Source organism: Sphingomonas sp. NIC1 (genome assembly GCF_001638925.1).
GTDB classification, from domain to species: domain Bacteria; phylum Pseudomonadota; class Alphaproteobacteria; order Sphingomonadales; family Sphingomonadaceae; genus Sphingomonas; species Sphingomonas aquatilis.
The window spans coordinates 2,917,018-2,930,156 of record NZ_CP015521.1 but is presented as its reverse complement, the minus strand read 5'-3'; the positions used below and the strand labels follow the sequence as shown (position 1 = coordinate 2,930,156).

Sequence of the window (13,139 nt, the reverse complement as noted above, 5' to 3'; positions counted from 1 at the left end):
CGGCAGAGAACGCTTCGTGCTGGTTGCGCCTCCGGTCGGGCTACGCCCGCCCTACGCCGCAACCAGCACGAACAGTGCGCCCGTCATACCCGTTACGCTGCTCGACGAAGGGGGTCCCTTTTGCACGCCGATAGGGGGTCCTTTTTGGACGCCGATTGACAGGTTGCATGCTGCGTTTGCCTTTATATCGCTCAGCCATATGTCTGGCGGCTGCCGCGACCATCGCGGGCCTTGCCAGCGAAGCCGTCGCCCAACCGGAAAGCGCTCGATCAGAGGCAACAGCGCCATCACCTTTCATGGGGCGATGGGAACTGGACCTGACGCGCATGCCCAGCACCTACGGACCGCCTCCCAAGCGGGTCGTCTACAGCTTTCAAGACATCGGTGAGGGCAAGTGGCGGATGGTTGTCGACATCACCGGTCAGGACGGCCGCGTCCGGCACATGGCGGCATCTTATCGTCCGGATGGAACGATGGCACCCAGCGAGGGAGAAACGAGCGAGGCGGACAGCGTGGCCGTCATGACGCCGACCCCCAATGTGCTCGTGCTCAATATCGCGAAGGCGAAGAGGCTGGGATCGGTGAGGGTCTACATCGTGTCGGCGAACGGCAACGAAATGACCGAGTCTGCGGCGGGCCTCACCGACAAGGGAGAGCCGTTCGTCCGCAACTTCCACTACAAGCGATTGCGCTGAAGTACTGGCTGCGGCCCTAGCCCAACCACCCAAAGGGCGACAGGGTCGGAGTCGGCGACCAGCCGTCTGAACCGCACGCCGTTCAATAAAGCGGCATCGATCACAATCATCCGTCTTCAGCCGCGTGCGTACCACGCCACGGAGGCTGTCGGCCCTCCTACAAAGGCAAAGCCATGAAACGATCATGGGTGCTGAACGCACTTCTGCTGTCCGCTTGTGCCACGCCCCGCACGACGCCGCATCCACCCCCTGACATGGTGGTGCGCTACGCCGACCTCGCGCTCGAGACCTCGGCTGGGCGGACCGAGCTCGTGGAGCGCGTAGACCGAGCGGCTCGAGACTTCTGCGATGCGTACGATCCGCAGGACGACACTGCGATCTTTGACCCGCATCTTGCCAGCGCTCGATACTGCCCCGGTTATGCGATCCCTTTGTTCATGAACAAAGCGCCTGCTTCCGTGCGCCGCGCGTATCGTGAAGGTATCGGCAGCAAGTAAACCGGTAAGAGGTGCTTCAGATCGCGAGCGAGCAGCGATGCCAAGGTTTTCGGATGGGATATTCTACAGAAATCAAAGGCGGTCATGGCCTTTCAGGGCTCAGCATTTCACCTTTTCGCGCTCTATTTTTGGAGCTTCGGACTTATAGCAAGTGCGTCAAACACAGAAATCCGTCCCCCTCCGATTTATGGAACTAGCGAGCTTCGGGATGCCATGCCAATCCGCCAAGCTGCGAGCGATCCTTTTCGACGATAATCAGAGCTAATACCAATGACGCTCTTTCCGCCTTTCATGCTGAAAAACGCTTTTGCCCTAATGAAGAAAGCCGTTTCATTGCATCGGGCACCTGAAAGTGAGCGTCCCGATTTCCGAATGTCCGGCGAAAGAAGCGTCTCACGAGAAGGCAGCTGAGGGCGAAAGTGGCAATCCCAATTATCTTCGGTGCCTTGGAGGTCCCGCCCCCCCACGCCGTAGCTCCCATTGCAATACTTGACTCCATCAACTATTCTAAGTCAGCATGGCGGATATGGAAGATGCAGACATAACCGCCATCCGCCGGTTCAACCGCTTCTACACGCAGACGATCGGCGCACTCGATGCGCGGTTTCTTGGGACCGAGGCGACCCTGCCCGAGGCGCGGCTGCTATTCGAGATTGCGACGCGCGAACCCGTCACCGCGACCGTGTTGCAGGATGCGCTCGACATGGACGCGGGCTATCTGAGCCGCCTGGTTGCGCGCTTCGAGAAGCGCGGCTGGATCGCGCGTGTGCGGCGGGACGACGATGCGCGCGCGCGCGGCGGATGCGATCTATGCGGCGATCTAAGCAGAGGCCACGCCGGCACCACGCGCGGTGCTCAGGCTTATGCATAGCGCCGAGCCGGCTTGACCTCCCCGATTATCAAAAATGTCGCCCCCGCTCCGCATTTGCCAAGCGAAACGCCGCAAAATGTGCGCAGATAGCCACCACCGCCCTTCGCTGATCAGCTTGCACTACTATCCCGGGCGTCGCCGTATCGCGTTAGCGTCTGGCGGATGCTGCCCGGCCGGGCGGCCTCTCCCGCGTTGTTGACCAGTTGCGCGATCGTGCCCTTGCCGCCACCCAAAGAGATCGTCGTGACATGCGAGACACCCACGCCCGGCGTATCGGGCACCTCCACCGCACTTGCGAGCACGATCGACGGATCGGCGGTGAAATTGGCGTAGATACCCATGCCGATCGCCTGATGCCGGCGGACGTGATCGGCAACCTTGTACGCCGCCCACCCGCGCGGCGAATCCGAACGCCAGGCGCGCTGGCTAGGCGGATCATACGGCAATTCGTTCTGGTAGAAGAAGGTGCGGCCGTCCTCGCCATTCCATAACGTCTGCCAGCCCTGGAAATGCTCGACGAACAGGCCGTAGCAGGTGACGTGATCCCCGTTGACGACGAGGCCGTGCGTCGCCCGGCTCTCGTCCCAGCCGACATGGACGCGGCCGCCGTCGCGATCGCCGTGGTCGGCGCGCCAGATCCAGAGATGATCTCCGATGACATGGTGGCTGTTGATTTCCAGACAGGTCTTGGCGTTCCCCACGGCAGCCCCGCCGACGCGGAAGAAGAGATCGGCGAGCAGTGTCGGATTGTCACGATGATTGCCGTCCGCGCCGCGCGGCCCGATTTGCACCAGCACCGGCGTCGTCAGGGGCCCGGCGTCGACCAGCAGTCCGGCGATCGTCACCCCCGGCACGTCGGCGACGGTGATGGCGGCCGATCCACCTTCGGCCAGAAGGGTCGCGAGACCGAGGCCGAGGACAACCGTATCGGCCCGCACCACCCGCAACGGTTCGCGCAGGCGATACACGCCGGGCGTCAGCAGCAGATGGCGCCCGGCCGCGAGCGCGCGGTTAATGGTTGCGACCGGCGTGGTCGGATCGGCGATCAACACGGCGTCCAGCGGCACATGGCGTCCGGCGGGCGCCTGATCCCAGGATATGCCGCGCGCATCTCGGCGGAGCGCCGGGACGAAGATCGTCCATTCGCCCCCCGGCCCGACGCACAGGAACGGCTTCTCGCGCACCACCGGCACGGTCGCCACCGTCGTATAGGGTGGTGTCGGGAAGCTCGACGCGGGCGCGCCCGCGACACCCATGAACATCATGTTCCAATTCGATCCCTCCCAGCGCTGCATACGGCTGTTGCGGGTGAACCATTGCTGCTGCGTCCCGGAGCGGATCGTCCCGTCCACCCGGCAGTCCGCCATGAAGCCGCCGCTGGACCAGCCACCATCGTCCAGGGCGAGGTCGCCGGTCAGATGAATGCGGCGATAGGGCGCAGCCTGCGACACGGCCCAGCGATCCATATTGTCGGGCGGCCGCACCGTCAGATTTTCGACGCCGCGCCAAAAATTGACCAGCGCCATGCCCTTCGCCCAATCCGCCTCGGCATGCACATGGCCCGCCACGGTGACGTCACCTGGCGTGAGGCCCAATCCCGCCACCTGCGTGAAAAAGCCGACGTTGATGTCGAGGCGGTGATTGCCGGGTTTGAGCAGGACCGCGCGGCGCCGGTCGGTGAAATGGGCGCGCTCCTGTTCCTTGAACCAGCGGTCGATCACCGCCTGTGCGCCCGCCTCGTCCGCATGGACGATCAGGACGTTCGGCCCCAGATCGGGATCGCGGCGCCTGCCGACCGGCGCCGCGTGCGCAAGCGTGCCGAATCCGATCGCCGCCATGCCTGCAATCAGTTCCCGACGTGTCGTATTGCGCATCCTGCCCTCCCTACATTTCGGTGCCGCATCGACAGCCTTGTCCTCTTAGCCTGGCACAGACTTAAGGAGCACTGTTCATGTGAACGGACAAATTGATAAACGCGCTGGCGCGCGTGCGGCTGCGGACAGGCGCACGCATAATAGGCCGTTGCTCCTATGACGCATGATGGATGTGTACCTGCGGAAGCACCCCAACGCTCATATGCTAAACGACCCCAGCGCGGTCAGTCGCCAGGGCCTTGCCGATCCCCGGCTCCGGCCAATCATTCACCTTGCGAAATGCGGCTAGTCCATCGTCAAAAGAGATGGCTGAACGGCGGGCATCGACGAGACCAATCTACCTAGGGTCAGGACCCATTGATGTAAGCGTCGCGATCTGATCCAGGTTCCGTCAGGAGACCGGAATGAGCGACCTATTTCGGCTGACGGACGAGCAGATCGAGCGACTGCGGCCGTTCTTTCTAAAGAGCCATGGCAAGCCTCGTATGGATGACCGGCGGGTGCTGAGCGGCATCGTCTTCGTCAACCGCGATGGGCTGCGCTGGCGAGATACACCCAGCGCCTACGGTCCTTGCAAGATGCTGTATAACCGGTGGAAGTGCTAAGGGGGTAGCGAGGCGTGTTCACGCGCGTGATGGAGGGGTTAGCTGTGGGCGATGCCGAGCCTAAGACCGTGATGATCGACGCGACCTACCTAGAGGCGCACCGTACGGCATCAAACCTGCGGGTTAAAAAGGGGATCTCGGCCGCCTGATCGGTCGGACCAAGGCGTCATGAACACCAAGCTCCATGCCGTTGCCGATGCGAACGGCCGCCCCTTGAGCTTCTTCATGACCGCCGGCTAAGTCAGCGACTACACCGGCGCGGCAGCGCTGCTGGACGACCTGCCCAAGGCGAAGTGGCTGCTCGGCGACCGCGGCTACGACGCCGACTGCTTCCGCGATGCCCTCCAGGCCAAGGGCATCCAGCCCTGCATCCCGGGCCGGCGATCACGCAACGAGCCGATCAGGTACGACAAGCGTCGTTACCAGCGTTGCAGCCGCATTGAGATCATGTTCGGCCGCCTCAACGACTGGAGGCGTGTTGCCACCCGCTACGATCGCTGCCCGACCGCATTCTTTTCCGCCATCACTCTCGCTGCCACCATCATCTTCTGGCTGTGATCAACAAGTCCTGACCCTAGCGTTGGCCAATTTCCGATCATTAACATTCACAACACTACGTGCATGCCAAAGGATGAGGGCAGCCGCTGACGGGACACCCCCTTCGACGCCGCAATGAAACGGGGCAATTAGGTGACGGTGTCAGGCACCGTGACAAACATCGGCGAGGGTGCCGACGACGAGGTCGTAAACCTGAACGGTACGAGCGCGGCAGCCGGTGTGGACGTCGATCAGGCGCAGCGCCACCGGGAACGGGGTTAGGGCACTGGGCGATCCTTCCGGCGGTCCGCAGGTCGCCAGCACGTACCGAGCGTTAGCGCTCACACGAATGTCATCAATTCTACGTCAAACTTACACAGGCGGCTCTTAACGCCCCCGCCGGACCGGCAAGGCAGCCGGGTGGGGACCAAGTTCATGACTACATTTCGCAGCCTTTTGAAGGCATCGGTGGCGTTTACCCTGGTGACTGGCTCGGTCGCCGCCCAGGCGCAGACGAGCGCCGCGGCTGACCCTGCGCAGGACACGGCGCAAAACCCTGCGCAATCGACCGCCCAGGCGTCTGATACGGCCGCTGACGGCCAGGACATCGTCGTCAACGGCACCTATGCGCGCAGCCTGGCGGCGGGCATCAAGACCAAGCGCCGCGCCGCCTACGGTGTCGACTCGATCAGCTCGACCGATATCGGCAAGTTCCCGACCCAGAACGTCGCCGAGGCGCTTCAGCTCGTCCCTGGTGTGGCGATCACCCGCCCGCGCGGTGAAGGCCTGTATGTCAGTGTCCGTGGACTGGGCCCGCAGTTCCAGAACACGCTGATGAACGGCCGCACCGTCGCGCTGAACGACCTGATCGAGAATGGCGGCGCGGCCGGTCGGCAGTTCCGCTTCGAGATGCTGCCCGCCGAATTCACGTCCAGCATCGACGTGGTGAAGACCCCCACCGCCGACATGAGCGAGGGCGCGCTGGGCGGCAATATCGACGTCAAGACCTTCCACCCGCTGGAGGTCGGCAACAAGACGACCGTCAACATGCGCGGCACCTATACCAGCCAGACCAAGCAGGTCCGCCCCAACGTCACCGTGCTGACCAGCGCGAAGAACAGCGATGGCACCTTCGGCATCCTGGCGGGCGCGCAATATTGGGGCAAGACGGTCCGCAACGACCGCTTCATGAATTTCGGGTGGCTGACCGACCGCTATACCGATGCGTCACGCGGCGGCGCGCCTGCGGGTCTCTATTCGCCGACTCGCACCCGCCCCACCGTCGAGACTGAGGACCGCAAGCGCATCTCGGGCATCGTCTCGGCCCAGTGGCAGCCGACCGCGGAGCTGCAGACGACGCTGGACGTGGTCGCGACCCGGCTGGACGTCGCCTATGACGAATTCGGCCTCGACATCTATCCGGACGACAACAACGTCTCGATCGGCGGGGTCAAGCAACTGCCGACCGTGCTGCAACCGGGCTATACAGTCGTCGGCGACACGATCACCAAGGCGACGATCGCCAACGCCCGCTTCATGGCGTCGCGCGAATACAGCCTCAATCGCCATGACCTGATCACCATCGGACTGAAGCAGACCTGGAACCCGGATCGCTGGCATGTCGCCGCCAACGTCAACTGGTCGGCCGCGCACAGCTATCACCCCGACTACCGCACCGGCACCGTGCGCAGCCGTGCCTATTTCATCGCGCCGCTGACCTATGACGCCAGCGGCGGCTATCAGACCATGCCGACCTTCACCACGCCGATCGACGTCACCAACCCGGCCAATTACAAGCTGTACCAGTTCAACATCGCGCCCAAGGACAGCAAGGACTGGGATTTCTATTCGCGCCTCGATGTCGGCCATGATTTCGACGGCTTCCTGTCGAAGCTGCAGGCGGGCGGCGAATATCACTGGCGCAAGCGCGACTATTTCCGTCGCGATTACCTGATCGACACCGCGACCAACCAGCCGCTGACCAATCTGGGTGCGGGCGCCTATCAGCAGCTGCCCTATGACGATTTCCTGGCGGGCGTCGGCGGCAATGCCTTCCGCAACTGGCTGGTCCCGACAACGGCGGCCTATGTCGGCAACTTCTTCACCCCGGCGATCGCCGCACAGCCGCTGACCAACGGCGACCTGCGCTCCTCCTTCGTTGTGTCGGAGAAGATCGCCGCCGCCTATGTTCGCGCCGATTACCAGTTCGATGCGGGCCAAGTGCCGGTCAGCGGCAATCTAGGCGTCCGCTATGTTCATACCGATCAGGTCGCGAGCGGCACGCTTATCGTTCCTGCCAAGAATCTCGTGATCAACGGCCAGCCGATCCCGGACGGCACGCAAGTACCGCAGGCGGTCAGCTACCCCAAAACGTTCAACAACGTACTACCCAGCTTCAACCTGCGCGCCGATCTGACCCCGAAGCTGGTCGGTCGCCTCGCCGCCAGCCGGGTGCTGACCCGTCCCAACGTCACCGACACCGCACCGCGCATCACCGTGTCGACGGACGCGCAGACCGCCAGCGGCGGCAACCCGCAGCTGGTGCCCTTCCTCGCCACCCAGTTCGACGGGTCGCTGGAATGGTATTTCGCACCGTCGGGCATGCTGTCGGGCGCGGTCTTCTACAAGGCGATGGACGATTACATCACCCAGTCGAATACCGAGATCTACATTCCGGGTCGCGGCACCGTCCGCCTCTCCAGCTCGGTCAATGGCGGCAATGCCAAGGTGTACGGCGCAGAAGCCGCATTCAGCCAGGTCTTCACCTTCCTGCCCGCGCCGTTCGACGGCTTCGGCGTCCAGGGGTCCTATACCCACACGGAAGTGAAGGCCGACTACACGGCGGGCTCGCGCAACATCAAGGACCAGCTGATCGGCCTGTCGAAGAACAGCTTCAACCTGGTCGGCTTCTACGACAAGGGGCCGCTGTCGGCGCGTCTGTCCTATGTCTGGCGCGACAAATATCTGTCGAGCACGGGCAGCACGGTGCAGGCGCCGACCTATGTCGCGGCCTTCGGTTCGCTCGACGGCCAGCTGTCGGTGCGCGCCGCCGACAATCTGACGCTCAGCCTGGAGGGCATCAACATCGCGGGTGCGCATCAGGACACGTATAACGACAACAATCTGCGCTTCGGCGAGATCAACTATTATGGCCGGACGATCCTGTTCGGCATTCGGGCGGAGTTCTGATGACGAAGGTCTTCCTCACCCTGGCGGCGGTCCTCGCGACCGCTGCCGCTCCGGCGCCGCGGGCGGCCCTTCGGATGAACGACATCCAGGTGGTCGGCTCGCACAACAGCTATAAGAAGCGGATCGCGCCTGCCGTCTTCGCCGCGCTCGAACAGCGCGATCCCAAGCTCGCCGCCGCGCTGGATTATGATCACCCGACCTTGGCGCAGCAGCTCGACCGGGGCGTGCGCCAGTTGGAGATCGACATCTTCGCCGACCCGCAAGGCGGCCGTTTCGCGCATCCCAAGGGCGAAGCGATTGCGAAGGCGGCGGGTGAGCAGACCGGTTTCGACGAAGCGGCGATGATGAAGCCGGGCTTCAAGGTCTTCCACATCCCGGAAGTCGATTACCGCTCCTGCGGCACCTTCAAGCAGTGCATCGGCCAGATCGATGCCTGGTCGCGCGCGCACCCGCGCCACCTGCCGATCATGGTGACGATCAACGCCGCCGACCGGCCGATCAACAAGCCCGGCGTCACCGATCCGCTGCCGCTGACCGCACCGTTGCTCGATGCGCTGGACGGCGAGATTCGCGACGTGCTGACGCCCAACCGGATGATCACACCCGATGACGTGCGCGGGAATGCAAAGACCCTGCGCGAGGCGGTGACTACCAAGGGCTGGCCGACGCTGGAGAGCGCTCGCGGGAAGATCTACTTCGTGCTCGACACGCCGTCCGACGTGTCCGACCTCTATCGCGCCGGGCATCCTTCGCTAAAGGGTCGCCCGATCTTCGGCTGGTACGACACCGACCAGCCCGAGGCCTCGGTCGAGATCGTCGGCGATCCGCGTACCGATGGGGCGAAGACCAAGGAATGGGTGAAACAGGGCTTCATCGTCCGTACCCGCAGCGACGCCGACACCAAGGAAGCGCGCGAAAACGATCACACGCGCCAGCAGGCCGCGATCGACAGCGGCGCACAGGCGGTGTCAACCGACTATTATCCCGGCGCGCCGACGCGGGCGTGGAACAAGAGCTTCACCGTAACGCTGCCGGGCGGCGTGATGCAACGATGCAACCCCGTGACCCAGCCCGCCGGGTGCACGCTGCCGAAGTGAAAGGGACGTCGTGCGACCGGGAAAGATGCTCGACATGCTAGTCCGTGCGCTCGCACTGGCGCTGGCGACCAGTCTGGTCGCCAGTCCCTGCTCGGCGCGGCCCCGCTACACGGTGGACCGGGCCGTGATGCTGATCCGCCACGGCATCCGCGCGCCCTTAGAGGGTGAAGCCGCGGCGGCTCCCCTCGCCCGCGCTCCATTTCCGCAATGGGACACGCCAGCCAGCCATCTGACCCCGCATGGCGCCGCGGCGCTGCGCATCCTCGCGCGGTTCGAACGGGGTCGGCTGCTCCGGCAAGGCTTGCTGCCGACCGGGCGCTGCCCGGCCCCGAATGCCCTGACGATCTGGACGAACAGCCTCTCGCGGACGATCGCCAGCGGCCATGCCCTCGCCGAGGGCCTGGCGCCGGGTTGCCCCGTTGCGGTCGATCATCGTGCCGAGGGTGATACGGACCCGTTGTTCAACGCGCTGGAAGCCCGCGCCGTCCCCTTCGACGCTACCCAAGCGGCCGCCAGCATCAACGCCGAATTACAGGATGGGACCGCCCTGATGCGCGGCACCGCCGCGGGGTTCGCCGCAATGGAGCGGGTGCTCGGCTGTGCGTCGTCGGTGCCACCCTGCACATTCGCGGCGATGCCCAACCGGATAACGCCGTCCGCCGATGGCAAGGGCATCAGCCTGTCGGGCGCGATTGATCTGACCTCCGGCACCGCGCAGGTTTTCCTGCTGCAATATGCGGAAGGCTTTCCGATGCAGCGGGTCGGCTGGGGCCGCGCATCGGCCAAGGACATTCAGGCGATGTCGCTCCTGCATGCCCGCCTCTTCGACGTCTTCGCCCGCTCGGCCTATATGGCGCCGCGTGTCGGTGGTCTGATCGCACGCGCGATCGCCACGGACCTGTCACAGCCCAAGGCACCTGCGGTCCGCGTCTATGTCGGTCACGACAACACGATCGCGGCCGTCACCGCGATCCTTGGCGTTCACTTTACAATGCCGGGCTACGGCGCCGACGACCCGCCTATCGGCGGCGGTCTCCTGTTCGAGCGCCTGACCGACCGTCGCACCCACACACATGTTATCCGGCTGTCGTATGTCGCCCAGACACCTGCAGCGGCACGACATCTCAGCATAGCTGGACAGCGCGGTCAGATTATAATGCGGCATCTCCCCATCGAACGGTGCGGCACGCCTTGCTCGCTGCCGCACCTTCAAAGCGTCATTGAACGCGAAACAACACTACCGAAGTAATTTCGCTAGAGCTTTCCACGTGTTCCCGCAGACCGTCGATCAGGACGGCGGCACGGCCGCAGCTGCTGCGGCTGCGGTCATACTGAGTGAGGGCAAGGACACCTAGGTACTCGAAGGGGCTATGCCGCCTGGGAACGGGCAGACCTGCCCAGCGTCAAACTTGGCAGGACGTGGTGGGTCGCCAGCCCGCGGCCGAAGGTAGACCGCATCGAGGCGGGCCGCATCACGCGGCGGAACGGATGGCTGTAATCCCACACTGACGCACCGGGGCTGCTTTCGCTCACGGCAGCGCTTGTCCGCATCATGCGGTCGCAACGACGTCGACTCCAGTCCAGCGCCCACAATGCACGCCAGCCGAAACCGCTTTGGCTCCGTCATGATCGGCAGCGCCCGGCTGCGACGCTGTCGGTTCGGAGACCACCGTAAAACTACGATGATTTACCGGTTGGAAACCACGCGAGGCCCCAATTCGGACGACGAACTGGAGACATCCCATGCACGACCCGGCGGCCAATGCGAAGCGCGTACAATTCTACGGTCTCGACGGACAGGATTATGCGAACTTCCCGCGCATCCTGTCCGTCGTGTCGAAAAGCGCCCCCAAGGCGCTAGACCTGTTCTACAAGAAGATCGCGGCGACGCCGGAGGTATCCGGCTTCTTTACGTCGAAGAGCGTCATGGACCATGCGCGCGACAAGCAATTGGACCACTGGTCGCAGCTGTTTTCGCGGGAGCTTGGCGCCGGCTATTTCGAAAAAGCGGAACAGATCGGCAATGTCCATGCCCGGATCGGCTTGGCACCGACATGGTATATCGGCGGCTACGCCATGGTGCTGGAGCAGGTGATCCATGCGGTCGTCGCCTCATCCCCCATCGGTCGGCTGGCCGGCAAGCGTCTCAGCCGCGTGATCGGCACCCTTGTGAAATGCGCGCTGCTCGACATGGATATCGCGCTCTCGAGCTATTTCCGCGCCGAGGAAGGACAGAGGCTCGCCGTCATCGCGCAAGTCGGCGAAGCGCTGGAGGGGCTGGCCAAGGGAGACTTTACTGCATCGCTGCACGACCTGCCCGAAGCGTTCCGCAAGGTGGAGCAGGATTTCGAGTTCATGCGCAGCCAGATCAGCGAAACGCTGGTGCAGGTCGCCGACACGGCGAAGAGCATTAATACTGGGTCGGTGGAAATCAGTTCGGCCTCCGACGATCTGTCAGAACGCACCGAACAGCAGGCTGCGTCGCTGGAACAGACCGCCGCCGCAATGGATCAGCTGACCGGCGGCGTCCGCGAAACTGCCGAAGGCGCCGCACACGTCAACCGATCGGTCAGCGAAGCGCATGCCGACGCGACGCAGGGTGGCGCGGTCGTCAAGGAAGCGGTGGGCGCGATGGACGACATCCAGCGTTCGGCCGCCGAGATCGCGCAGATCATCAACGTCATCGACGGCATCGCCTTCCAGACCAACCTGCTGGCGCTGAACGCAGGAGTCGAGGCGGCACGCGCGGGCGATGCGGGCAAGGGCTTTGCCGTTGTGGCCAGCGAAGTGCGCGCACTTGCCCAGCGATCCGCGGACGCTGCCAAGCATATCAAGGACCTGATCGGCGAAAGCTCGAAACAGGTCGCGCGCGGCGTGGCGCTGGTCGGCCAGTCGGGTGAGGCGCTCGACCGGATCGTGGGCAAGGTGGCCGAGATCGCGACGCTGGCCGCCAATATCTCGCAGCTCGCGCAGGTGCAGTCGAACAGCCTGCAACAGGTGAATATCGCGATCGGCGAGATGGATGCGACGACGCAGCAGAATGCGGCCATGGTCGAGGAATCGACCGCCGCCGCGCGGAGCCTCGCCAGTGAAGCGGACCAGCTCACCGGCCTCGTCGCGCGCTTCACGTTGGACGACGCCATGACACCGCGCGCTCGCCCTGCGGTCGCCAAGCCCATCGCGGTGGCGCCCCCCAAGCCGCCGGTGCGCGCGGCGCGCCGCGCCGGCCGCGGCAATCTCGCGCTCGCCGTCACGCCGGCGGACGATGACTGGAGCCAGTTCTGAACGGTGGTCGTGCCATGACGAAGCAACTCATCACCTTCGAAATCGCGGACAAGCGCCTGGGCGTCGACATCATGGCGATCCGCGAGATCCGCGCCTGGACGCCACCGACACCCATCCCGCATGCGCCCGCCTTCGTACGCGGCATCGTCAATCTTCGCGGCACCGTGCTGCCGGTCGTCGATCTGAGCGACCGGCTGGGGTGGGACGCGATCGCCCCGTCGCCGCGGCACGTCATCATCGTCATCCAGATCGGCGAGCAGATGCACGGCCTCGTCGTCGATTCGGTCAACGACATCGTGACGATCGAACCGGCCGCACTACAGCCGCCGCCGGACCTGGGCGGCGGTTCGTCCCGACACCTGTCCGGGCTGATCGCCGTCGACGATCGGATGGTGATGGTCCTCGACCTGCGGTGCATGGCGATCGACGGTGATGCCCTGCTCGCCGACGCGGCCTGATCGTCGTCGTCACGCCCGCCCATGGGACGAT

The 13,139-nt window shown here is 64.3% G+C and carries 8 protein-coding genes and 2 pseudogenes; 9 read left to right on the top strand and 1 reads right to left on the bottom strand.

Annotated elements, in window-relative coordinates; genetic code table 11:
• The first annotated feature begins 167 nt into the window (after positions 1-167).
• The 3 genes and pseudogenes from A7E77_RS13790 to A7E77_RS13780 form a co-directional block, all read left to right on the top strand.
• The gene (locus A7E77_RS13790) at positions 168-695 is read left to right on the top strand and encodes a hypothetical protein (protein WP_226341759.1); all 528 of its coding nucleotides are present in this window, start codon (positions 168-170) and stop codon (positions 693-695) included.
• A 173-nt stretch (positions 696-868) separates the two neighbouring features.
• Positions 869-1,192 carry a UrcA family protein gene (locus tag A7E77_RS13785; RefSeq protein ID WP_078462308.1) on the top strand — a complete coding sequence of 108 codons (324 nt, stop codon included), beginning with the start codon at positions 869-871 and terminating at the stop codon, positions 1,190-1,192.
• A 526-nt stretch (positions 1,193-1,718) separates the two neighbouring features.
• Positions 1,719-1,988, top strand: a pseudogene (locus A7E77_RS13780) (MarR family winged helix-turn-helix transcriptional regulator); the annotation flags it as partial.
• 185 nt (positions 1,989-2,173) lie between these two features.
• Here A7E77_RS13780 and A7E77_RS13775 read toward each other — a convergent pair.
• Positions 2,174-3,937, bottom strand: coding sequence for an adenylyl cyclase (locus A7E77_RS13775; protein WP_226341757.1), 1,764 nt, complete (start codon positions 3,935-3,937; stop codon positions 2,174-2,176).
• Positions 3,938-4,341: 404 nt separating this feature from the next.
• Here A7E77_RS13775 and A7E77_RS17445 point away from each other — a divergent pair.
• The 6 genes and pseudogenes from A7E77_RS17445 (at position 4,342) to A7E77_RS13740 (ending at position 13,108) form a co-directional block, all read left to right on the top strand.
• Positions 4,342-5,100, top strand: a pseudogene (locus A7E77_RS17445) (IS5 family transposase).
• A 414-nt stretch (positions 5,101-5,514) separates the two neighbouring features.
• Positions 5,515-8,268, top strand: coding sequence for a TonB-dependent receptor (locus A7E77_RS13760; protein ID WP_192929985.1), 2,754 nt, complete (start codon positions 5,515-5,517; stop codon positions 8,266-8,268).
• Positions 8,268-9,365, top strand: coding sequence for a phosphatidylinositol-specific phospholipase C1-like protein (locus A7E77_RS13755; RefSeq protein ID WP_063688776.1), 1,098 nt, complete (start codon positions 8,268-8,270; stop codon positions 9,363-9,365). The genes A7E77_RS13760 and A7E77_RS13755 overlap by 1 nt, the downstream gene beginning before the upstream one ends.
• Positions 9,366-9,390: 25 nt before the next feature.
• The gene (locus A7E77_RS13750; protein ID WP_063688773.1) at positions 9,391-10,614 is read left to right on the top strand and encodes a histidine-type phosphatase; all 1,224 of its coding nucleotides are present in this window, start codon (positions 9,391-9,393) and stop codon (positions 10,612-10,614) included.
• Between the two features lie 494 nt (positions 10,615-11,108).
• A complete protein-coding gene (locus A7E77_RS13745; protein WP_063688771.1) occupies positions 11,109-12,650 on the top strand; it encodes a globin-coupled sensor protein in 1,542 nt (513 codons plus the stop codon).
• Between the two features lie 14 nt (positions 12,651-12,664).
• Positions 12,665-13,108, top strand: coding sequence for a chemotaxis protein CheW (locus A7E77_RS13740; RefSeq protein ID WP_017978471.1), 444 nt, complete (start codon positions 12,665-12,667; stop codon positions 13,106-13,108).
• Positions 13,109-13,139 lie beyond the last annotated feature (31 nt).